This window comes from Martelella lutilitoris (genome assembly GCF_016598595.1).
Lineage (GTDB): Bacteria > Pseudomonadota > Alphaproteobacteria > Rhizobiales > Rhizobiaceae > Martelella > Martelella lutilitoris_A.
This window is the reverse complement of the sequence record NZ_CP066786.1, coordinates 3,404,284-3,425,342: the sequence shown is the minus strand read 5'-3', so window position 1 is coordinate 3,425,342 and position 21,059 is coordinate 3,404,284. Positions and strand designations below refer to the sequence as shown.

Genomic DNA, 21,059 nt, shown 5'->3' with positions numbered 1-21,059 from the left:
GATGGGGGAAGGCCCGCAATAAAGCAAGAGCGCCGCTCGCCCATCGGCAGTTGCGCGCGACCCGAAGACTTCACGAATGTGTGAACGTCATTGCCAGGGCCTTACATGGACCTTTCCGCGGTTCTCCCGCACACTGATGCCATCCTCAAAAACGGGGGAATGGCCATGCTTCGTCACCTTGCGATGCTCGTTCCTGCAGCCCTGATGCTCGCGGCGGCGAGCGCGGCAGCGCAATCGCGCCCGCCGGTCAGCCAGTGCCAGGCGATTGCCGAACGCCTGCCGGATGTGAAATTCGCAAGCTTCATGCCCGTTGCCTATGAGGCGCCGGAGGTGACGATCACCTTCATCGGCCATTCCACCTATCTGATCGAGACGCCGGAGGGGGTGAGGATCGCGACCGATTATTCCGGCTTCCTGCTTCCCGGCGGCCCGCCGGACGTGGCGACGATGAACAAGGCGCATGAGAGCCATTTCACGCTGAGCCCCGATCCCGGCATCGGCATGGTGCTCCACGGCTGGGGCGACGTGCCGGGCGAGGCGGCTGATCACGATCTTGTCGTCGGGGATACCTATATCCGCAACGTCACGACGGATATCCGCGCCTGGGGCAGTTTCGAGGAGGACGGCAATTCCATCTTCATTTTCGAGGTGGCGGGCCTGTGCATCGGGCACCTTGGCCATTTGCATCATGAACTGACCGACAGCCATATCATGGAGATCGGCCGGCTTGATGTGGTCATGGTGCCCGTGGACGGCGGGTTGACGCTCGGGGCGGAGAGCATGCGCAACGTCATCGAGCGGCTCTATTCCTCGATCGTTCTGCCGATGCACCGCACCGGCCCGCGCGTCAGGAGTTTTGCCGAAATGATGGGCGAGGGGTTCGAGGTCGTCTATTCCGACAGCCGCTCGCTGACGGTCTCGCTCAGGACGCTCTCCAGCCCGCCGAAAATCATCCTTCTGGAAGGCGTGTGGTAGGTTCTGTGGAACCGTGCCGCTCTTCGCCCCTCAAGCGCGCCTGGGCTTGAACCAAAACCGCTGCGCCCTTATAAGGCGCCCATTCCATCGTTGATAAGATCAAGGCAGGGCGGAGCTCATGGCGGGCCATTCACAGTTCAAAAACATCATGCATCGCAAGGGCCGGCAGGATGCGGTGCGTTCGAAAATGTTCTCCAAGCTGGCGCGCGAGATCACCGTCGCCGCCAAGATGGGCGCGCCCGATCCGGACATGAACCCGCGTCTTCGTCTGGCGATCCAGAACGCCAAGGCGCAGTCCATGCCGAAGGACAATATCGAACGCGCGATCAAGAAGGCCGCCGGCGGCGACGCCGAAAACTATGACGAAGTGCGCTATGAGGGCTATGGTCCGGGCGGCGTCGCCGTCATCGTCGAAGCGCTTTCGGATAACCGCAACCGCACGGCGTCGAATGTCCGTTCGATCTTCACCAAGGCCGGCGGCGCGCTCGGCGAAACCGGCTCTGTCGCCTTCTCCTTCGACCATGTCGGCGAGATCGTCTACAAGCCGGACGCCGGCGACGCGGACGCAATCATGGAAGCTGCCATCGAGGCGGGCGCCGAGGACGTGGTTTCCGACGAAGACGGCCACACGATCTACTGCGCCTTCGAGGACATCAACGAGGTCTCCTCCGCGCTGCAGGAAACGCTGGGCGAAGCCGACAGCGTCAAGGCCATCTGGAAGCCGCAGAACACCATTCCGGTGGACGAAGAGCGCGCCACGTCGCTGATGCGCCTCATCGAGAACCTCGAAGATGATGACGACGTGCAGAACGTCTATTCGAATTTCGAGGTCGATGACGAAGTCATGGCCAGACTTTCGGCCTGAGCCTTCAAGACTGGATTTGCGAAAAAGCCGCCGGGCAAGCGCCGGCGGCTTTTTCGCGTCAGGCCGCAGCCCTGGCCAGGCTCTCGCGCAATTCACCGAACATGGCGACGGATTTCAGCCGCGCCTCGACCGAATGCACAGGCACGGAAATGATCACTTCGTCGGGCCTGGTGTCGGCAATGAAGCCCTGCATTTTCGCCTTCGCCTTTTCCGGCCCGCCGACGACGGCGAACTGGAAGGTGTGCTCGATCGAGAATTTCTCCATTTCGGTCCAGAGGCCATCCATGCTTTTCACCGGTCTCGGCGTCTTGCCGCGGGCATTGCGGCGCAGCGCCACGAAGCTCTGCAGCGCGGAGGTGAAGTGGTAGTCGGCCTCCTCATCCGTATCCGCCATCGCCCCCATCACGCCGACGATCACATAGGGCTTTTCGCACTGGGCCGAGGGCTTGAAATTGGAGCGGTAGATATGGAGCGCGTCGAACAGCATGTCGGGGGCGAAATGCGAGGCAAAGGCATAAGGCAAGCCAAGGGCCGCCGCCAGATGCGCGCTGTAGGTCGATGAGCCGAGAATATAGAGCGGCACCTTCGCGCCGGCCCCGGGATTGGCGATCAGCCGCTGGCCCTCTTCAGGATCATCCATCAGCTTCTGCAGCTCGACAATGTCATTGGGGAAGGTCTGTGCCCCGGCCTCCAGATTGCGGCGCAGCGCGCGGGCGGTGTTCATGTCCGTGCCCGGCGCGCGGCCGAGACCGAGGTCGATACGGCCCGGATAGAGCGCTTCCAGCGTGCCGAACTGTTCGGTGATCACCAGCGGTGAATGATTGGGCAGCATGATGCCGCCGGAGCCGACGCGCAGCGTTTCGGTTGCCCGCGCCGCCTCGGAGATGACCAAAGACGTCGCGGCGCTGGCGATGCCGGTCATGCCGTGGTGCTCGGCGAGCCAGAAACGGGTGAAGCCGGAGGCCTCGGCCTGTCTGGCCATCTGCCGCGTGGCGTCAAGCGCTTGTGAAACCGTGCCGCCTTCGACGACGGGGCAGAGGTCGAGAATGGAAAATGCAGTCATCGGACAATCCTGTTCCGGAAAATGAGCGTTGTTCCACACTTAGGAATTAATCATCTGATTTGCAAAACCCGGCTAAAGGAACGGTTCTGCAATGGAAAAACGGGAAGGGAGCTTGCAGAAAGGTCAGGCATTCTGGCACGCGGCCTTCGGTTTGTTGACGAACCTATCCATTCTACCACGTCATCCTCGGCCTTGTGCCGAGGAGCTAACCACGTCACTGCATGAGCGGAGCATCTGCTTGGCAACTGGCTCACTTCACGCCTGTTTTCATTCGAAACGCTTGTCGCGGCGACGCGTGTTTAGATGCTCGGGACAGGCCCGAGCATGACGAGTGAGGGAATTGTGGCCTTTACCAAAAAAGGCCGGGCGCTTTCACGCCCGGCCTTGCTTGTTCTTCACCTTTTTGCGCGGGTTCAGACGCCGGAGCGGCCGTCCATGCCGATATAGGCGATGCGCAGCATGTTGGTGGCGCCGGGGGTGCCGAGCGGCACGCCGGCGGAGATGATGATCCGGTCGCCGGGCTTGCCGATACCCTCATCAACCACGATGCGGCAGGCGCCGTCGACCATGGTGTCGAGATCGGTCGGCTCGTCGGCCACCACGCAGTGCAGGCCCCAGACGACGGAAAGCCGGCGCGCGGTCTTGACCACCGGAGAGAGCGCGATGATCGGCACATTCGGCCGCTCGCGGGCGGCGCGCAGGCCTGTCGTGCCGGATGCCGTGTAGCAGACCATCGCCGTCAGCTTCAGCGTCTCGGCGATCTCGCGCGAGGCGAGCGAGATGGCGTCGGCGCCGGTCGCTTCCGGCTGCGGGCGCTGGGCATAGAGGATCTGCGGGTAAAGCTGCTCGCGCTCGATGGTGCGGGCGACGGAGGCCATGGTGGACACGGCTTCGACCGGATACTGGCCGGCAGCCGATTCAGCCGACAGCATGACGGCGTCCGCGCCTTCGAAGACGGCGGTGGCAACGTCGGAGACTTCCGCGCGGGTGGGAACCGGAGAACTGATCATCGATTCCAGCATCTGCGTGGCGACCACCACCGGCTTGCCGGCGGAGCGGCAGAGACGGATGAGCTTCTTCTGCAGGCCGGGAACGGTTTCCAGCGGCATTTCCACGCCGAGGTCGCCACGCGCAACCATCAGCGCGTCGCTCATCTCGATGATTTCCTCGATTCGCTCAATGGCCTGCGGCTTTTCGATCTTGGACATCAGGCCAACCTGGCCACGTGCGATCTTGCGCACCTCGGCAAGATCGTCGGGACGCTGGACGAAGGAGAGGGCGACCCAGTCGGCGTCGCCGGTTTCCAGAACGGCGTCAAGATCGGCGCGGTCCTTGTCCGTCAGGGCGCCGACACCCAGAAGCGTGTCGGGAAGGGAAACGCCCTTGCGGTCGGAGATCATCGTTCCGGCGATCACCGTGCATTCGATGCTCTTGCCGTCGCATTTCTCCGCGCGCAATTGCAACTTGCCGTCGTCGATCAGCAGGCGGTGGCCGGGCTCGACGGACTGCAGGATCTCCGGATGCGGCAGGAAGACGCGCTTCTCGTTGCCCGGCTCATCCTTGTCGTCGAGGGTGAACGTCTGGCCGATCTCGAGTTCGACCTTGCCGTCGAGGAACTTGCCGACGCGCAGCTTCGGGCCCTGCAGGTCGCAGAGAATGCCGATCGGACGACCGATGCGGGCCTCGACATTGCGGATACGCTTGATCAGCGTGCGCATCAGGTCATGGCTGGCATGGCTCATATTGATGCGGAAGAGGTCTGCTCCGGCTTCGTGGAGTTTCTGGATCTGCTCTTCTTCAGACGAGGCGGGGCCGAGCGTGGCGAGGATTTTAACTTTTCTGTTTCGTCTCATCAGTTCTGACTTTCTTGGGTGCTGGGCCTTGAGGAAAGCTGAACGGTCCAGCTCTCCTCCCGCCCTGTGTCGTATTCGCTAAATCCCATCTGCTGATAACCCCGCGTGAAACAGTCCTGGACTCCGGTAATCTCGAACTCCTCTTCTGCGACACACATGTTGGTGTAACCGGTCCAACGTCCGCTGCCGGACGCGTCCTCGGCGTAGAGATAGTAATAGCGCGATTGCAAGGGGCCGGGCACGACGGTTGCGCAGGTGGTGGCCGGGAGTTGCCACCATCCCTCCGAAATCCATCCTTCCTCACCCCGATAGCCGACCGCAACGCCCACGAGATTGGCGGTGTCGTTGCAGACCCTGAATTCGGCACGGGCCTGGTCGCTCGGCCAGAGCGTAGCCAGGAAAAGTCCGCCGAAAAAGAGGGCGAGGAGGGGCAGGTGCCGCGTCATGCTCTTGGGTGCATGAGGCGAGGCGCCGAAGGTGAGATGATTCGGTTTCAGTCGCATGTGCCAGATCTCGTTTTGCGTCACCGTGCGGAAGGCGCATTCAATCGATTTGCAGCCCTTATCATAAAGCCCCGCTGCAGGCGAGGCAAATGGCGCGGTTGCGGCTTGCCGATATGCCGACTCTATGCCATCACCCGCATTATTGTTAATTCTGCAGCCGATATCCATGCCGAAGATCAACGCCTACGCGAGAATAGCGGGTAAATATGACACGGGTTTGGTTCTGCTGGCCGATCATGCCATGGCGGACGTGCCCGGGGACTATGGCGCTCTCGGCCTTCAGCGCAGCGTTTTCGCTCGCCACGTGGCCTATGATATCGGCGTCGAGGCCCTGACCAGGGCGCTTGCCGCGCGACTTTCGGCGCCGGCGGTGCTGTCGACCTTTTCGCGCCTGCTGGTCGATCCCAATCGCGGCGAGGATGACCCGACGCTGATCATGCGGATATCAGACGGGGCAATCATTCCCGGCAATCATCCGCTCGCCCCGGGAGAACGCGAAAAGCGGCTTGCGCTTTTCCATCGTCCCTATCACGAGGCGGTCGAGCGGGCGATCGGGGAGGCGGAGGCGGCCTGCGGAAGGCCGCCGCTGGTCATCTCGCTTCATTCCTTCACGCCTTTCTGGAAAGAAACTGCACGTCCCTGGCACGCGGGCGTGCTCTGGGATGGCGATCCGCGCGCCGCGCGTCCGCTGCTTGCCGCGCTTTCGGCGATCGAGGGCGTGATCGTCGGCGACAACGAGCCCTATGACGGCGCCCTTAAGGGCGATACGATGAACCGGCACTGCATGTCCAAGGGCATCGCCCATGCGCTTATCGAGATCCGTCAGGACCTGATTGCCGATGACGCCGGTGTCGCATTGTGGGCGGACCGTCTCGCCCCCATCCTTGCGGATCTCGCGCAAGACGAGACACTGCATGCGCGCCGGCATTTTCCCTCGCGCGCATGACGCGGAAGAAAAGGAGGCAGAGATGATGACCCGACCGAGCGACGAGCAGCAACGCGATCTGGAGGCCGCGGCCTTTCGCCGGCTCGTCGCCCATCTGCGCGAACGCACCGACGTTCAGAACATCGATCTGATGAACCTTGCCGGTTTCTGCCGCAATTGCCTGTCCAATTGGTATCGCGAGGCCGCCGAGGAGCGGGATCTCCTGCTGTCCAAGGAAGACGCCCGCGAAATCATCTACGGCATGCCGTATGAGGAATGGAAGAAGCTCCATCAGCGCGAGGCGGGCGCGGAGCAGAAGGCGGCATTCGAACGGAGCAGGCCGAAGGAATAAGGGGCGGCGGCGAAGAACGAACTTGACCTTGCCGCCGGTTTTCGGCAGGCAGGAGCCCACGCATTTTCAGCGACACAATTTTCAGCGGCACAAGGAGTTGACCATGGCCGACGACGCACACGGCATTGCGCGCGATCAGCTGCGCTCGATCATCGAACGCATCGAACGTCTCGAGGAAGAAAAGAAGACGATCGCCGACGATATCAAGGATGTTTATGCCGAGGCCAAGGGAACGGGCTTCGATACCAAGGCCCTGCGCAAGATCATCGCCCTGCGTAAGAAGGACGAACAGGAGCGTATGGAAGAAGAGGCCGTGCTCGATACCTATATGATCGCGCTCGGCATGATTCGCGCCCCCGAGGACGAATAGTCCTCAGACGAGAAGGCGCGGCCGTTCTTGCAGCGGCCGCAATGTCCCTTCAAGACCCGTCGAGGACGAGCTTGAGCCCCGCGAGGAAGGCCATGGCGTACATGAAGGGATAGAATACCTCCATGCGCATGCGCTTGACCACCATCGCGCCGGCGATGGTGGCGATGACGGCGAAGGGCAGAAGGCTTGCCGATGCCGCAAGGTTCGGCGCGCCGAGCTCGCCCAGCGCATAATAGGGGCCGAGCTTGATCACGTTGACGATGGCGAAGAAGCGGACGCTGGCGCCCGTGTAGGACTTCGGATCGAGCTTCAGCGGAAGCGTGTAGATCTGGTAGGGCGGCCCGCCCGAATGCGAGATGAAGCTGGTATAGCCGGCGATGGCGCCCCAGAAAGTGGCCGCGACCGGCCTCTGGCCTTTCGCCGGCTTCTCGATCTTCTCGCCCGGCTTCCAGCGGTCGTAGAAATATTTCCCGGCGAAGGCGACGGTGGCAAGCCCGACGAGCATGCGTGTTAGCTCGAAGGGCACGGTCGAGAAGGTATACCAGCCGAGCACCGTGCCGATGAGGGCGCCGGGCAAAAGGGCCTTGAGGGTCGGCCAGTGTCCATGGCGTCGCCATGTCCACAGTGCGACCGCATCCATGACGATCAGGATCGGCAGCATGATGGCCGCTGCCGTCGCCGGCTCGACGACGAAGGTCAGGATCGGTACGCCGAGCAGCGCCAGCGCGCCGCCCATGCCGCCTTTCGTCAGGCCGACGAGAAGAACGGCGGGGATCGCCGCCGCATAAAAAATCGGATCGGGAAGCATGAAATCAAAGCACCTGTTGAAACTCCGCTCTAACGGATTTATCCGGAAATAGCGAGAGGGGCGCACCGCCTCCGACGCGCGGGAAGGGATTGAGGAATATGGATACGGAACAGGATCGTTGCCGGCTGGTGCTGATCGCGCCGGAGATCGCCGATATGAAGACGCAGGAGAAGGCCATCGCCGATGCGCTGCGCGGCGGGGACGTGGCCTCGGTCATTCTCCCGCAATATGGCGAGACGGCAGAAGCCTTTCAGAAACGCGCCGAACTGATCGTGCCGATGATTCAGAACTATGAAGCCGCCGCCATCATCGCCGGGGATACGCGGGTGGCCGGGCGGGCGAAGGCCGACGGCATCCATGTCGAAGGCGGGGTCGAGGCGCTTGCCGATGCCATGGATCGGTTTTCGCCGCGCATGATCGTCGGCGGCAGCGGCCCCAAGGACCGTCACCATGCGCTCGAGCTCGGCGAGTTGAACCCCGACTACGTGTTCTTCGGCAAGCTGGACGGCGACACGCATCCCCAGACGCACCCGAGGAATCTCGAGCTTGGCGAATGGTGGGCGTCCATGGTCGAAATCCCCTGTATCGTCATGGCCGGCAGCGAGCCGGCAAGCGTGATCGAGGCCGCGCTGACCTGGGCGGAATTCGTCGCCGTGGGCAAAGCCGTCTTTTCTGCGCCCGGCGGCCCGGCGGGCATGGTTGCCCAGATCAATGCCGCGCTCGACGAAAAAGCGCCACGGTTTGATTATTGAAGAGGTCATGACCGACCGCATCCGCATCACGCTCGCCGCTCTGATCCTCGCATTGGCGGTTCCCGGCGCCGCACTGGCGATTTCGGCACGGGAATTCGCGACCGATGCGAACCTGGTCGCGGGCGCTGCTGGCGATCCGGGGCGCGGCGGAACGCTGTTGCCGCCCGGGATGGAGGCTGACGGGCCGGCCGACGCCTACAATTTCGAATTTGCGCAACTGACGCCGGCGATGGAGGACGAGACGCCCGCGCCGCCGCAGCCGCCTTACGACGGGCCGGTGGACGATGCCTATGGCGCCTATCAGCGCGGTCTCGTCGATGCGGCCTATGAGGCGGCGATGGCGCGCGCCGGGCGTGGTGATCCGCGCGCCGAAACGCTGATTGCCGAGCTTGTCGAGCGCAAGTTGATCGCGGAGGGCCGGGCGGGCGAGCCCGGTGACTGGTACCGGATGGCCGCCGATAGCCAGGCTCCGTTTGCCCTCAACCGCTACGGCATGTACCTGCTCGGCTCTGACGATGAGGTCGAACAAGGAAAGGGACGGGACCTTGTCCGGCAGGCGGCCGAGGCTGGCGATCCGATTGCCGCCTTCAACCATGCGACACTCCTTGTGCAGGAAACGCCGGGGGCCGAAGGGCTGGAACTTGCCCTGCCGTGGTTTGAACAGGCGGCCGAGGCCGACGTCGCCGACGCGCAGTATGCGCTCTCCCAGATCTACCGCGCGCTTGACGGACTGCCTGCCGAAAAGCGCGCTCTCTGGCGTTACTGGCTGCGCCGTGCGGCCAATGGCGAACATGACACAGCCCAGCTCGAACTGGCGCTCGATCTCATAAACGGGACCGAGATGCCGCGCGATATCTCCGAGGGGGCCGAATGGATGCACCGCGCCGCGCTTGCGGGCAATCCCGCCGCCGCCAGCCGGCTTGCCTATCTATATCTCAACGGCATCGGCACGCCCGTCGACGAACAATCTGCCGCCGTTTTCTACCTCAGCGCGCGAACGGTCGGTCTGCGGGATGACGCGATGGAGGACATGCTCGCCTCGCTTTCTCCGGAGGCCCTGGAGCGGGCAAGGCTCAGGTCCCGGGCCATTGCGTTGCGATACTAATACGGGTCGAGGCGGTGCAATTCATTTCGTTTTCTATGTTATCCTCGCCAATTAACGTGTACGTTATAGAAAATCGGAGAGCATGAAATGCGACTGTCCCGTGCCGGTGGCGGGCGTGCTGGGGGAATGACTGCTTGTTGCAGCTTAGCTTTGTCGGACAGATGATTGGCAGCCTGGGACTGGGCGCCCTTATCGTTATGGGATACGGCCTGGTTCTGCGCCACTTTAGCGGGAAATGGTATGAGGACTATGCTAGCGCTGTCGTTCTCGCCTGCGGCGCCCTGGCCGCAATGACCAACCCGATCGTGCTCGAGTCCGGTTATATCTTCGATGCGCGTGCCGTGTTCATTGCGCTCGCAGGGCCTTTCGCAGGCCCGGGCGGAGCGGTCCTCGTCGCCGCCTGCACGGTCCTGCCGCGGATCATGATCGGCGGCGACGGCGTGACGGCGGGCGTCACCGGGATCATCATCGCGGCCGGCGCCGGAATCATCTTCAACTGGCTTTTTCCCAACAAGCGCACGCCGGCCGGTTTTCTGCTGCTTGGCTGTCTTGCCGCTTTGATGGTGCTCTCGCTGTTCATGCTCGAGTTTCGCACAGCGCTGGCGCTGATGGAGAGCATTGGCTTCACGCTGACGCTCGTGAATATTCTCGGCATCGTCCTTCTCGGATCTGCGCTCGAGGCCACCAAGCGCAGCGCCGACTATCTGCGCGACGTGGAGTTCAACGCCGAGCGAGACCCGCTGACAGGGCTTTACAATCGTCGGGCGCTCGGTCAGTTCGAAGGCAGCCTCGGCCAGTCGGTCTCGCCCGACAAACTGCATGGCTGCGTCGTCCTGTTTGACATCGACCGGTTCAAGTCCGTCAATGACCGCTTCGGCCATGCCCGGGGCGATGAGGTGTTGCAAAGGGTTGCGGCGACCGTGACGAGCCGCATGCGCCGTTCCGACTTCGTGGTCCGTTTCGGCGGCGAAGAGATCGCCGTGGTTCTGCTCTCGACCTCTGTCGATGATGCCTACCGGATCGCCGAGCATATCCGCGCGCTCGTCGAGAAACTGGTCTTTACGCATGAGGGGGAGACCTTCACGGTCACCGTCAGTGCCGGGATCGCCGCTTTCACGGTGGGGGAGACGAAGCTGGAAGAGGCGTTCGATTATGCCGATCGCGCGCTCTACCGGGCAAAGAATGCCGGGCGTAACCGCACCGAAACACTGTCGGTACCCGTTTCCCAAGCGGCTCCCGTGCGGGCAAATGCCTGACAGGCCTTGAATTCCGCACCGTTCTGTGGTCATGAACCCGCCAACAGCCTGTTTGCCGGCGGGTAATCCCGCGCCGGCGCAATAAACGAGGATTTCCGGTCATGGCCCGTTCAGCCCTTCTTAATGTCATGGTTCAGGCCGCGCTCAAAGCGGGACGGTCGCTGACCCGCGATTTCGGCGAGGTGCAGAACCTGCAGGTCTCTATCAAGGGACCCGCCGATTTCGTCTCCCAGGCGGACGTGAAGGCCGAAAAGATCGTCCGCACGGAGCTCATGCGCGCCCGCCCGACCTACGGCTTTCTCGGAGAGGAAGGCGGCGAGGAGAGCGGAACCGACGGCCAGCACCGTTGGATCGTCGACCCGCTCGACGGCACCACCAATTTCCTGCACGGCATTCCCCAGTTCGCCGTTTCCATCGCGCTGGAGCGTTCCGGCGAAGTGGTTGCGGGCGTGATCTTCAATCCGATCCTTGACGAACTCTACGTTGCCGAAAAGGGCGGCGGCGCGTTCTGCAACGACCGGCGCATCCGCGTCTCGGCCCGGCGTAACCTTGCCGATGCGGTGATCGGCTGTGGCGTTCCCCATCTCGGGCGCGGCCAGCACGGCAAGTTCCTGGTGGAGCTTCGCCATGTGATGGGCGAGGTTGCCGGCATACGCCGTCTCGGCGCTGCCTCGCTCGATCTCGCCTATGTGGCCGCCGGTCGCCTGGACGGCTACTGGGAAGAGGGGCTTTCGGCCTGGGACATGGCTGCCGGCCTGATCCTGGTGCGCGAGGCGGGCGGCTTCGTTTCCGACGGCAAGGGCGGGCAGCAATGCCTTGAAACCGGCAGCGTCGTTGCCGGCAACGAAATGATCCGGATTGCGCTTTACGACCAGTTGCAGCGCCGGCTTGAAAAATAAGGCGCGGCGCTTCCGGTGGACCGAGACCTGTTTTCGTCGCATCGCTCTTCAAATCGCCGGCTTTTTCGAATAGAGCTTTGATACCGGACCGGAGGCGTGCTTCGGGCCCGTTCGGCCGTGCAGCAATGCCGGGCCGCTGCCAGCGATGAGCGGAGGACAGGACGCAATGTCGGATTTCGAACTCGAACAGGACGATCGCCGCCAATCCCGGCCGCGCGGTTACGCCCAGAAGATGTCGAGCCCGATGACCTTCGTCTGGACCATGGTCATCTTCCTGATTCTGGTCGGCTTTCTCGTCGCCATCCTCTACCGTCAGGCTCACGCCTATTTCATGACCAATCCCGGGCTGAACGGCCTGATCCTCGGCGTCCTGCTGATCGGCGTGCTGATGGTGTTCTCGCAGGTGCTGGCGCTTCGCCGGGAGGTGACCTGGCTCAATTCCTTCCGCGCTGCGGGAAGTGCGGATCGAGTCGGTCGCGACCCCAAGCTGCTTGCGCCGATGCGCGCCCTGATCGGCAGCCGCCAGACCATGGCGCTTTCGACCTCTTCCCTGCGCTCCATCCTCGATTCCATCGCCACGCGGCTCGATGAACAGCGCGATACATCACGCTATCTGGTCGGTCTGCTCGTCTTCCTCGGACTGCTCGGAACCTTCTGGGGCCTGCTTGGAACGATCGGCTCCATCGGCGATATCATCCAGAGCCTCGATCCGAATTCCGGCGACAGCGCCGATGTGCTGGACGCCCTGAAGGAAGGGCTGGCCGGTCCGCTGTCGGGTATGGGCACGGCGTTTTCCTCCTCCCTCCTCGGCCTTTCCGGCTCGCTGGTGCTCGGCTTCCTCGACCTGCAGGCGGGGCGCGCCCAGAATCGTTTCTACATGGAACTGGAGAACTGGCTTTCGACCATGACCGACGTCACCTCGGACCTGACGCCGGCGCTTGAAGGCGTTGCCAGCGGCTCGTCCGAACAGTTCGAAATCCTTGCCGAGGAACTGAGGCGTATTGCCGAGGCGAACGGCGCGGGCGCAAGCTCCGTTCCCGCCATGGCGCAGCTTGCCGAGGGCATCCAGGGCGTCGTCAAGAACATGCGCAACGAGCAGCAGATGCTGCGCGACTGGATCGAGGCGCAGCATGAGGAATCGCAGGAGATGCGGCGCACGCTGCAACGCCTTACCGACAAGCTCGGGGACCGGTAGCCATGGCGCTTGCCCGCAACCGCCGATCCAACCGCAGCGTCGACTACTGGCCCGGTTTCGTCGACGCGTTGTCGACGCTGCTGCTGGCAATCATGTTCCTGCTGACCGTCTTCGTGATCGGCCAGTTTATCCTGACCCGCGAGATCTCCGGCAAGGACGAGGTGTTGAACCGGTTGAACAGCCAGATCGCCGAACTGACGCAGCTTCTGGCGCTGGAGAAAAGCAACAATCAGGATGCGAGCGACACGATCGCCGCGCTGCAGGCTTCGCTTGCCTCGGCCCAGGCCGAACGGTCGCGCCTGCAGGCTCTCCTGAGTGAGGGGGCCGGCGCCAGCGATGCCGCCGATGCGCGCATTTCCTCGCTTTCCGAGGACCTGGAGGCCGAGCGGCAGCTGACGGCCAAGGCGCAAAGCCAGCTCGCGCTGCTCAACCAGCAGATTTCCGCGCTTCGCGCCCAGCTTGCCGCCGTGGAAGAGGCGCTGGAGATTTCCGAGGCCAAGGACGAGGCCTCCCAGGCGCGTATCGCCGATCTCGGCCGCCGGCTGAACACCGCGCTTGCGCAGAAGGTGCAGGAGCTCAACCGCTACCGGTCGGATTTCTTCGGCAGGCTGCGGCAGATCCTTTCGGATCGCGAAAATATCCGCGTTGTCGGCGACCGCTTCGTGTTCCAGTCGGAGGTGCTGTTTCCTTCCGGCTCCGATGAACTGAATGATGACGGCCGGGCCGAGCTTTCCAAGCTGGCGACGGCGCTGCTGGAAATCGCGCCGGAAATTCCGGAGGACATCAACTGGGTTCTGCGCGTCGACGGCCACACCGATGACGTGCCGATCCGCCCCGGCGGCCAGTTCTCCGACAACTGGGAGCTTTCGACCGCGCGCGCGAACTCGGTGGTCCGTTATCTCATCTCGCAGGGCGTGCCGGCGACCCGTCTTGTGGCGGCGGGTTTTGCCGAATACCAGCCGATCGCGCCGGGCGATACGGCGGAAGCGCGCGCCCAGAACCGCCGCATCGAGTTCAAGCTGACCGAACGCTGAGGCAGCGGCCGCGCCATTGGCGCGCCGGGCTTGCCTTCAGGCGCTCTCTTTTCTATTCTGCGAACTCCGCAAGGGCGGCACGGCGCAAGTCGCCCAACCGCCGCGCTTTTGAGCGCTGTTCTTCCTGACAAGCGGACGAGGGTTCCTCCAGGAAGCATCCAAAGACGAACAGATGCTTGTTCAGGAGTGAGAAATGACCTTCGTTCTGCCCGCACGGGCTGCGCGCTGGCGGCCCGATAGCCGTCTTGTCGCGATCTTTCTGATGATCGGCGGCGTTGCCGCCTTCACTTTTGTCGATACGCTGACGAAAATACTGACGTCCCGGCACGAGCCGGTCATGCTTGTCTTCGTGCAATCCGGACTGGCTGCGGCAATGGTGCTGCCCATCGCGGCTTCGAAGGGCAGGGCGGGTTTCACCATCAAGTCGCCGCGCCTGCTGTTGATCCGCTCGGCGCTCGGCGTTCTGGTCAGCTTCCTGATCTTCACCTCGCTGTCGCTGCTGCCCTTCACGGTGGCTTCCTCGCTGTTCCAACTCGAGACCTTCTTCGTCATTCCGCTGGCGATCGTGCTGCTGAAAGAGAAGGCGGACTGGCGCCGCTGGCTGGCCGTTGCGCTCGGCCTTTCCGGCGCCTTCCTGATCCTCAGGCCGGGCAGCGAGGCCTTTCAGCTTGCCGGGCTCGTGGCGATCGCGGCGGCAATCGCGCTTGCTGCGAAGAATATCGTCCTGAAAATGCTGGCGATGAACGAGGCTTTCCTGCCGGCGCTGTTCTGGATGTATGCCTTGATGGCGGCGATCGCGGCCATTCCGGCGATGTTCTTCTGGTCGCCGATCGGGCTTGGCGATCTTGGGCTGCTGCTCCTGTCGGCAACGCTGGTCAATGCCAGCAATTATTGCATGCTGAGGGCCTTTTCCATGGCTGATGCCGTGGTGCTGACGCCCGCCCTGCACATGGCGTTGCCGCTTGCGGTGATGATGGGGCTGGTCGTCTTCGGCGAATGGCCGCAGCCGATCGTCTGGGCCGGCATCGCGCTGATTTTCGCCGCCACCTTCATGCCGACGGGGCGCAAACCTAAACCCTGAGGATCAGGCGCTTTCCTCGGTGGAAAACTGCAGGCGCGCCAGGCGGGCATAAAGCCCGTTTCTGGCGACGAGTTCCTCATGCGTTCCTTCCTCGACGATATGGCCCTCATCCATCACCAGGATCCGGTCGGCGGAAAGCACCGTCGCCAGACGATGGGCGATCACCAGTGTCGTGCGGCCCTGCATCAGCCCGCCAAGCGCCTGCTGCACCAGCGTCTCGCTTTCCGCGTCAAGCGCGGAGGTCGCCTCGTCGAGCAGCAGGACCGGCGCGTCGCGCAATACGGCTCGGGCAATGGCGATGCGCTGGCGCTGGCCGCCGGAAAGGGTGATGCCGCGTTCGCCCGCCATGGTGTCGTAGCCATCCTCAAGCCCTTCGATGAAACCCTCGGCCTGGGCGGCGATGGCAGCCGCGCGCACCTCGTCGCGGGTCGCATCCGGTTTGCCGAGCGCGATATTGTCGTGAATGCTGGCGGCAAAGATCGCGACATCCTGCGGCACGAGTGCGAAGCGGGCGCGCACGGCGTCCGGATCGGCTTCGCGCAGGTCGACGCCGTCCAGCCGGACTTCGCCCTGATCAGGGTCGTAGAAGCGCAGCAGAAGCGAGAACAGCGTGCTCTTGCCCGCGCCGGACGGCCCGACCACGGCGACCGTTTCGCCGGCCTTCACGGAAAGCGACAGACCGTTGAGCGCGCCGGCCTTGGCGCCGCCGGTCGGGTAGCGGAAGGAGACATTGTCCACGTCAAGCGCCCCGCGCGAGGGCAGGGGCAAGGCAACGGGTTTGGCCGGCGCCTTGATGGCGGACGGTTCCATGAGAAGCTCGCTCAGGCGCTCGGCCGCGCCGGCGGCCAGCGACAGCTCGCCCCATACCTCCGAAAGCTGGCCGAGCGCGCCGGCCGCGAGCACCGAATAGAGCAGGAACTGGCCGAGCGTGCCGCCGCTCATCGTGCCGGAGAGCACGGATTGCGCGCCGAACCAGAGGATCGCGGTGATCGAGCAGAACACCATGGAGATCGCCACAGCCGTCAGTCCGGCGCGCGCCTTCAGCGCGGCGCGGACGGCGGAGAAGGCATTCTCCACGCCGCGGCCATAGCGTTCGGCGGCCATGGCTTCCGCGGTGAAGGCCTGAAGCGTGCGGGTCGCGCCGATCGCCTCGCTGGAATAGGCGGTGGCGTCGGCAAGCTGGTCCTGGGCGGCGCGCGAGCGGGTGCGCACATTGCGCCCGGCGGCGATCAGCGGCAGGACCACCAGCGGGATCGCCACGATCACCAGCACGGAGAGGCGCGGCGAGGTGTAGATCATCATCGCCAGCGCGCCGAGCCCCATGATCAGGTTGCGCAGCGCGATCGAGGCGCTCGCGCCGAAGGCGGACTTGATCTGCACCGTGTCGGCCGTCAGACGGGAGACGATCTCGCCGGACTGGTTGATGTCGAAGAAGGCGGGCGACAGTCGGATGACGTGGGCGAAGACGTCGCGCCTCAGATCGGTGACGACGCGTTCGCCGAGGATCATCACGAAGAAATAGCGAAGCGCGCTGGAAACGCCGAGCGCCAGCGCCATCAGGCCGAGCACCAGGAAATAATTGTTGATGAGCTGTGCGTCATCGGCCGAAAAGCCATGGTCGATCACCCGGCGCACGGCAACCGGCAGGGCAAGTGTGACGAGCGACGCCGTGAGAAGGAACACCAGAGCGCCGGCAACGAGGCCGCGATAGGCGGCGATATAGGGCAGGATCGCTGTCAGCGGGCGGAGCTCTTCGGCCCTGCCGCCCTTCGTCTTGGCATTGCTGCTCACGGGAATTTCCTTCACTCTTGCGCCCGCCCGATATTGCGTCGGGCGGCTCTTGTTATTCGGCCCACGTTCCTGTATAGCGACCGCAACCTCATCGACAGCCGTGGGCTTTTTTAAGGTCGCACGGCTTTGTTTATTCAATAGGCCCGGCGGGCGCAATGGCAGCCGGCCTGGTAACGAACTTGCAGGAACGAGAGTTATGAAGGCTGATATTCATCCCGACTATCACATGATCAAGGTCGTCATGACGGACGGCACGGAATACGAGACCCGCTCCACCTGGGGCAAGGAAGGCGATGTGCTGAACCTCGACATCGACCCGACCTCACACCCGGCATGGACCGGCGGTTCGCAGCAGCTGCTCGACCGCGGCGGCCGCGTCTCCAAGTTCAACAAGCGCTTCGGCGGCCTCGGCATCTGATTTTCGATCAGATCACGGATTTTCGGAAACCCGGTCCTTGTGGCCGGGTTTTTTTGTTGGCGGACGCAGGCGCTCGTTCGGGTGCGTCGGAAATGAAAAAGGCCCGCCGAACGGATCGGCGGGCCTTTTTGATGTCTGTGCCGCCCCGCTGCCCAAGCAGCGGAGGACGGCGCCAGAAGCCTTGCAGGCTTAGAGAAGCTTGCCCATGACGACGGCGTTGTCGGCCATGCGGTTGGAGAAGCCCCATTCATTGTCGTACCAGGAGAGCACGCGCACGAGCTTGCCTTCCAGAACCTTGGTCTGCTGGGCAGCGAAGATCGAGGAGGCCGGGTCGTGGTTGAAGTCGCGCGAGACGAGCGGCTCGTCGGAATATTCGAGGATGCCCTTGAGTTCGCCTTCGGCGGCTTCCTTGATCGCGGCGTTGACTTCCTCGGCGGTAACATCCTTGGCCGGAACGAACTTCAGGTCGACGACCGAGACGTTCGGGGTCGGCACGCGGATGGCCGAACCATCGAGCTTGCCGGCAAGTTCCGGCAGGACGAGGCCGACGGCCTTGGCAGCGCCGGTGGAGGTCGGGATCATGGAGAGCGCTGCCGCGCGGGCGCGGTAGAGGTCCTTGTGCATGGTGTCGAGCGTCGGCTGGTCACCCGTATAGGAGTGGATCGTGGTCATGTAGCCGCGCTCGATGCCGAAGGCCTTGTTGAGCACATAGGCGACCGGCGCCAGGCAGTTGGTGGTGCACGAGCCGTTGGAGACGATCAGGTCGTCCTTGGTCAGCGTGTTGTGGTTCACGCCGTAGACGATGGTCTTGTCGGCGCCCTTGGAGGGAGCGGAAACCAGAACGCGCTTGGCGCCGGAGGCCAGCAGCATCTCGGCCTTTTCCTTGGCGGTGAAGATGCCGGTGCATTCCAGCGCGATATCGACGTCGCTCCAGGGCAGTTCCTTCGGGTCGCGGATGGCGGTGACGCGCATCGGGCCGAGGCCGGCATCGATCGTGTCGCCGTTGACGGTGACCTCGTGCGGGAAGCGGCCGTGCACCGAATCATATTTCAGCAGATGAGCGTTGGTTTCAACCGGGCCCAGATCGTTGATGGCGACGACTTCGATGTCCTTGCGGCCCGATTCGACGATGGCGCGCAGAACGTTGCGGCCGATGCGGCCGAAGCCGTTGATGGCAACTTTAACTGTCATGGTAGGGACTCCCTATTCGCGAGTAGATATATTTTACAAAGCTCAAAGCCGCCGGATGGCGCCCCGAGGGGCGGGCGTTCTCTCCTGAGACCGCCGGAACGAAAACGGCCATCGCGCGCCGGCAAGCCGGCTGCCCCGATATAAGCGTTTTTTGCCGGAAAATCAGCCTTAAACAGGCAGGATGACGTCATTTTCGGCAAGACACAGCCCGGTTTGGGCCGGGCTGTGCAATTCAATCCTTTGAAGTCGCTTATGCGCGCTTCTTTTCGACCGCCTCGACAATCGCCTCGGCGGTGATGCCGAAGTGCTTGAAGAGGTCAGAGCCCTTTCCGGAGGCGCCGTAGCCGTCCATGCCGATGAAGATGCCGTCTGTGCCGATGAAGGCGTCCCAGCCCATGCGGATCGCGGCTTCGACGCCGACCTTGATCGGCGAATTGCCGATGATGGCCTTCTGGTAGTCTTCCGGCTGTTCGAAGAACAGTTCCATGCAGGGCACGGAAACGACGCGGGTGGCAATGCCCTTGCCGTCAAGAACCTTCTGGGCTTCGACGGCGAGACCGACTTCCGAACCGGAGGCGAAGATGGTGACTTCGGCTTCATTGGCCGGGATCAGATCATAGGCGCCCGTGGCGCAGAGATTCTTCTCGGAATAATCGAGACGCACGGCCGGCAGGTTCTGGCGGGTGAGCGCGATGCCGGACGGCGCGTGCTGGCTTTCCAGCGCGAGCTGCCAGCATTCCGCGGTTTCCATGGCGTCCGCCGGGCGGAACATCAGCAAGTTCGGGATCGCACGCAGCGACGCCATCTGCTCGACCGGTTCATGGGTCGGGCCGTCTTCGCCGACGCCGATCGAATCATGCGTCCACACGTGGATGACGCGGATGCCCATCAAAGCGGCAAGACGCACCGAAGTGCGGCAATAGTCCGAGAAGATCAGGAAGCCGCCGGAATAGGGGATCAGCCCGCCATGGAGCGCGATGCCGTTCATGGCAGCCGCCATGGCATGCTCGCGGATGCCCCAGTGAATGAAGCGACCGGAGAAGTCGTCGGGCGTGATCGACGGCGTCTGGCTGGTGTTGGTGTTGTTCGAGCCGGTCAGGTCGGCGGAGCCGCCGATCGTTTCCGGGATCGCGCCGTTGATGACTTCCAGCGCATTCTGCGAGGATTTGCGCGAGGCAAGCGTCGGCTTTTCGTCGGCCAGCTTCTGCTTGTATTTCTGCACCGTACGGTCGAAGGAGCCGGGCAGCGCGCCGGAGAAGCGGCGGTTGAACTCGGCCTTGATCTCGGCCTTGGTGCCCTCGAGCCGCTCTTCCCATTCCACGCGCGACTTGGTCGAGCGCAGGCCGGCGACGCGCCATGCGTCGAGAATGTCTTCCGGCAGTTCGAAGGGAGCGTATTCCCAGCCGAGCGCCTTGCGGGTTTCGGCGATCTCGTCGTCGCCGAGCGGGGAGCCGTGGGCCTTGTTTGTGCCGGCCTTTTTCGGCGCGCCGTAACCGATGGTCGTCTTGCAGGCGATCATGGTCGGCTTGTCGGATTTCTGGGCTTCCTCGATTGCCGCGGCAACCTCGTCCGGATTGTGGCCGTCGATGTCAATCGTGTGCCAGTTGGCCGCGCGGAAGCGAGCGTGCTGGTCGGTCGAATCGGCGAGCGATACGGCGCCGTCGATGGTGATCGAGTTGTTGTCCCAGAAGAGGATCAGCTTGGAAAGCTTCAGGTGGCCGGCAAGCGTGATCGCTTCCTGGCTGATGCCTTCCATCAGGCAACCGTCACCACACAGCGCATAGGTGTAGTGATCCATCAGCGCGTCGCCGAACTCGTCGGCAAGCTTCCGTTCCGCAATCGCCATGCCGACGGCATTGGCAATGCCCTGGCCGAGCGGGCCGGTGGTCGTCTCGATCCCGGAGGCGTGGCCATATTCCGGGTGGCCGGCGGTCTTGGAGCCGAGCTGACGGAAATTCTTCAGGTCCTCGAGCGTCATGTCCTCATAGCCGAGGAGATAGAGCAGCGAGTAGAGCAGCATGGACCCATGGCCCGCAGACAGCACGAAGCGGTCGCGGTTCGGCCAGTTCGGGTTCTTGGGATCGAACCGCATGAACTTGGTGAACAGCACCGTCGCGACATCGGCCGCGCCCATCGGCAATCCGGGATGTCCCGAATTGGCCTTCTGCACGGCGTCCATGGAGAGGAAACGGATCGCGTTGGCCATCCGGTTGTGTTTTTCAAGAGAAGTCATGTGTTCTTCGCTTTTCTTGATTCTTGAGAGATTGCGTTGATCATTGGGAGCCCGGCCATCCGGCCGGTCGGCAGTGCTGCCGGCTAAACTACAGTGTTGCCCGAAGCAATCAAGGCGGCAAATCCGAAAGCGCCTCGCTGGACCTCGAGCCCGAAAACGCGAGGACACTACACCATTTCATTTTGGCCTGCCACAGCTTAACCAGCCTCGCTGCAATATGGTGCATGACTTGCCTCCGTTCAGCCGGTTTCGCGCTTCTAAATCGATTGATAAACGAGTTCTGTCCCTGTTTCATTGTTTTATGACAAATCCTCGGCCTGTCGCGCGCTCACAAATGCGTCCCTTTCGCCATTAAGGCCAGCGGCCTTTGCGAGCGGTCGGCCCTGCGTC

At 63.2% G+C, this 21,059-nt stretch carries 20 protein-coding genes; 13 read left to right on the top strand and 7 right to left on the bottom strand.

Annotated features, from left to right (window positions below; genetic code table 11):
- Positions 1-165 precede the first annotated feature (165 nt).
- Both JET14_RS16400 and JET14_RS16395 read left to right on the top strand, forming a co-directional pair.
- Positions 166-975, top strand: coding sequence for an MBL fold metallo-hydrolase (locus JET14_RS16400; RefSeq protein ID WP_200334867.1), 810 nt, complete (start codon positions 166-168; stop codon positions 973-975).
- Between the two features lie 118 nt (positions 976-1,093).
- Complete coding sequence (locus JET14_RS16395) at positions 1,094-1,840, top strand: YebC/PmpR family DNA-binding transcriptional regulator (protein ID WP_200334866.1); 747 nt, start codon at positions 1,094-1,096, stop codon at positions 1,838-1,840.
- 58 nt (positions 1,841-1,898) lie between these two features.
- On the opposite strand, the gene JET14_RS16390 is transcribed toward JET14_RS16395, so the two are convergent.
- The 3 genes from JET14_RS16390 to JET14_RS16380 form a co-directional block, all read right to left on the bottom strand.
- Positions 1,899-2,903 (bottom strand): LLM class flavin-dependent oxidoreductase, encoded by a 1,005-nt coding sequence (locus tag JET14_RS16390; RefSeq protein WP_200334865.1) that lies wholly within the window; start codon positions 2,901-2,903, stop codon positions 1,899-1,901.
- 413 nt (positions 2,904-3,316) lie between these two features.
- A complete protein-coding gene (gene pyk, locus JET14_RS16385) occupies positions 3,317-4,756 on the bottom strand; it encodes a pyruvate kinase (protein ID WP_024706526.1) in 1,440 nt (479 codons plus the stop codon).
- A complete protein-coding gene (locus JET14_RS16380; protein ID WP_200338137.1) occupies positions 4,756-5,259 on the bottom strand; it encodes a DUF1036 domain-containing protein in 504 nt (167 codons plus the stop codon). The genes pyk and JET14_RS16380 overlap by 1 nt, the downstream gene beginning before the upstream one ends.
- A 166-nt stretch (positions 5,260-5,425) precedes the next feature.
- Between JET14_RS16380 and JET14_RS16375 the strand changes: the two genes are divergently transcribed.
- The 3 genes from JET14_RS16375 to JET14_RS16365 all read left to right on the top strand — a co-directional run bounded on the left by JET14_RS16375 (position 5,426) and on the right by JET14_RS16365 (position 6,906).
- The gene (locus tag JET14_RS16375; protein WP_200334864.1) at positions 5,426-6,205 is read left to right on the top strand and encodes an N-formylglutamate amidohydrolase; all 780 of its coding nucleotides are present in this window, start codon (positions 5,426-5,428) and stop codon (positions 6,203-6,205) included.
- A gap of 25 nt (positions 6,206-6,230) precedes the next feature.
- Positions 6,231-6,536: a DUF1244 domain-containing protein gene (locus JET14_RS16370; protein ID WP_200338136.1), complete on the top strand. Its 306-nt coding sequence runs from the start codon at positions 6,231-6,233 to the stop codon at positions 6,534-6,536.
- 103 nt (positions 6,537-6,639) lie between these two features.
- On the top strand, positions 6,640-6,906 hold the full coding sequence (locus tag JET14_RS16365; protein ID WP_024706522.1) for a DUF2312 domain-containing protein: 267 nt from the start codon (positions 6,640-6,642) through the stop codon (positions 6,904-6,906).
- A gap of 49 nt (positions 6,907-6,955) precedes the next feature.
- Here JET14_RS16365 and JET14_RS16360 read toward each other — a convergent pair whose 3' ends face one another.
- Positions 6,956-7,714 carry a sulfite exporter TauE/SafE family protein gene (locus tag JET14_RS16360; protein ID WP_200334862.1) on the bottom strand — a complete coding sequence of 253 codons (759 nt, stop codon included), beginning with the start codon at positions 7,712-7,714 and terminating at the stop codon, positions 6,956-6,958.
- A 98-nt stretch (positions 7,715-7,812) separates the two neighbouring features.
- Here JET14_RS16360 and JET14_RS16355 point away from each other — a divergent pair, with 98 nt between their 5' ends.
- The 7 genes from JET14_RS16355 (at position 7,813) to JET14_RS16325 (ending at position 15,036) form a co-directional block, all read left to right on the top strand.
- Complete coding sequence (locus JET14_RS16355) at positions 7,813-8,466, top strand: thiamine phosphate synthase (protein ID WP_200334860.1); 654 nt, start codon at positions 7,813-7,815, stop codon at positions 8,464-8,466.
- A gap of 7 nt (positions 8,467-8,473) precedes the next feature.
- Positions 8,474-9,571, top strand: coding sequence for a tetratricopeptide repeat protein (locus JET14_RS16350; RefSeq protein ID WP_200334859.1), 1,098 nt, complete (start codon positions 8,474-8,476; stop codon positions 9,569-9,571).
- A gap of 134 nt (positions 9,572-9,705) precedes the next feature.
- A complete protein-coding gene (locus tag JET14_RS16345; protein WP_200334858.1) occupies positions 9,706-10,827 on the top strand; it encodes a diguanylate cyclase in 1,122 nt (373 codons plus the stop codon).
- Positions 10,828-10,928: 101 nt separating this feature from the next.
- Positions 10,929-11,726: an inositol monophosphatase family protein gene (locus JET14_RS16340; protein WP_200334857.1), complete on the top strand. Its 798-nt coding sequence runs from the start codon at positions 10,929-10,931 to the stop codon at positions 11,724-11,726.
- A gap of 166 nt (positions 11,727-11,892) precedes the next feature.
- A complete protein-coding gene (locus JET14_RS16335) occupies positions 11,893-12,921 on the top strand; it encodes a flagellar motor protein MotA (RefSeq protein ID WP_200334856.1) in 1,029 nt (342 codons plus the stop codon).
- Positions 12,922-12,923: 2 nt separating this feature from the next.
- Entirely contained in the window at positions 12,924-13,955 is a 1,032-nt protein-coding gene (locus JET14_RS16330) for a peptidoglycan -binding protein (RefSeq protein ID WP_061449704.1), read from the top strand.
- A 193-nt stretch (positions 13,956-14,148) separates the two neighbouring features.
- Positions 14,149-15,036 carry a DMT family transporter gene (locus JET14_RS16325; protein ID WP_200334855.1) on the top strand — a complete coding sequence of 296 codons (888 nt, stop codon included), beginning with the start codon at positions 14,149-14,151 and terminating at the stop codon, positions 15,034-15,036.
- A 3-nt stretch (positions 15,037-15,039) separates the two neighbouring features.
- Here the strand turns inward: JET14_RS16325 and JET14_RS16320 are convergent, their stop codons facing one another.
- Complete coding sequence (locus JET14_RS16320) at positions 15,040-16,827, bottom strand: ABC transporter transmembrane domain-containing protein (RefSeq protein WP_200334854.1); 1,788 nt, start codon at positions 16,825-16,827, stop codon at positions 15,040-15,042.
- A gap of 196 nt (positions 16,828-17,023) precedes the next feature.
- Between JET14_RS16320 and rpmE the strand changes: the two genes are divergently transcribed.
- A complete protein-coding gene (rpmE, locus tag JET14_RS16315) occupies positions 17,024-17,245 on the top strand; it encodes a 50S ribosomal protein L31 (protein WP_018066325.1) in 222 nt (73 codons plus the stop codon).
- A 189-nt stretch (positions 17,246-17,434) separates the two neighbouring features.
- On the opposite strand, the gene gap is transcribed toward rpmE, so the two are convergent.
- Together gap and tkt are read right to left on the bottom strand one after the other, a co-directional pair.
- Positions 17,435-18,436 carry a type I glyceraldehyde-3-phosphate dehydrogenase gene (gene gap / locus JET14_RS16310; RefSeq protein ID WP_200334853.1) on the bottom strand — a complete coding sequence of 334 codons (1,002 nt, stop codon included), beginning with the start codon at positions 18,434-18,436 and terminating at the stop codon, positions 17,435-17,437.
- A gap of 250 nt (positions 18,437-18,686) precedes the next feature.
- Complete coding sequence (gene tkt, locus JET14_RS16305) at positions 18,687-20,669, bottom strand: transketolase (RefSeq protein ID WP_200334851.1); 1,983 nt, start codon at positions 20,667-20,669, stop codon at positions 18,687-18,689.
- Positions 20,670-21,059: the final 390 nt, after the last annotated feature.

Excerpts from the sequence above, each read along its gene's own strand:
- JET14_RS16400 (WP_200334867.1), top strand. The coding sequence starts at position 166 with ATGCTTCGTCACCTTGCGATGCTCGTTCCTGCAGCCCTGATGCTCGCG.
- JET14_RS16395 (WP_200334866.1), top strand. The coding sequence starts at position 1,094 with ATGGCGGGCCATTCACAGTTCAAAAACATCATGCATCGCAAGGGCCGG.
- JET14_RS16390 (WP_200334865.1), bottom strand. The coding sequence starts at position 2,903 with ATGACTGCATTTTCCATTCTCGACCTCTGCCCCGTCGTCGAAGGCGGC.
- pyk (WP_024706526.1), bottom strand. The coding sequence starts at position 4,756 with ATGAGACGAAACAGAAAAGTTAAAATCCTCGCCACGCTCGGCCCCGCC.
- JET14_RS16380 (WP_200338137.1), bottom strand. The coding sequence starts at position 5,259 with ATGCGACTGAAACCGAATCATCTCACCTTCGGCGCCTCGCCTCATGCA.
- JET14_RS16375 (WP_200334864.1), top strand. The coding sequence starts at position 5,426 with ATGCCGAAGATCAACGCCTACGCGAGAATAGCGGGTAAATATGACACG.
- JET14_RS16370 (WP_200338136.1), top strand. The coding sequence starts at position 6,231 with ATGACCCGACCGAGCGACGAGCAGCAACGCGATCTGGAGGCCGCGGCC.
- JET14_RS16365 (WP_024706522.1), top strand. The coding sequence starts at position 6,640 with ATGGCCGACGACGCACACGGCATTGCGCGCGATCAGCTGCGCTCGATC.
- JET14_RS16360 (WP_200334862.1), bottom strand. The coding sequence starts at position 7,714 with ATGCTTCCCGATCCGATTTTTTATGCGGCGGCGATCCCCGCCGTTCTT.
- JET14_RS16355 (WP_200334860.1), top strand. The coding sequence starts at position 7,813 with ATGGATACGGAACAGGATCGTTGCCGGCTGGTGCTGATCGCGCCGGAG.
- JET14_RS16350 (WP_200334859.1), top strand. The coding sequence starts at position 8,474 with ATGACCGACCGCATCCGCATCACGCTCGCCGCTCTGATCCTCGCATTG.
- JET14_RS16340 (WP_200334857.1), top strand. The coding sequence starts at position 10,929 with ATGGCCCGTTCAGCCCTTCTTAATGTCATGGTTCAGGCCGCGCTCAAA.
- JET14_RS16335 (WP_200334856.1), top strand. The coding sequence starts at position 11,893 with ATGTCGGATTTCGAACTCGAACAGGACGATCGCCGCCAATCCCGGCCG.
- JET14_RS16330 (WP_061449704.1), top strand. The coding sequence starts at position 12,924 with ATGGCGCTTGCCCGCAACCGCCGATCCAACCGCAGCGTCGACTACTGG.
- JET14_RS16325 (WP_200334855.1), top strand. The coding sequence starts at position 14,149 with ATGACCTTCGTTCTGCCCGCACGGGCTGCGCGCTGGCGGCCCGATAGC.
- rpmE (WP_018066325.1), top strand. The coding sequence starts at position 17,024 with ATGAAGGCTGATATTCATCCCGACTATCACATGATCAAGGTCGTCATG.
- gap (WP_200334853.1), bottom strand. The coding sequence starts at position 18,436 with ATGACAGTTAAAGTTGCCATCAACGGCTTCGGCCGCATCGGCCGCAAC.
- tkt (WP_200334851.1), bottom strand. The coding sequence starts at position 20,669 with ATGACTTCTCTTGAAAAACACAACCGGATGGCCAACGCGATCCGTTTC.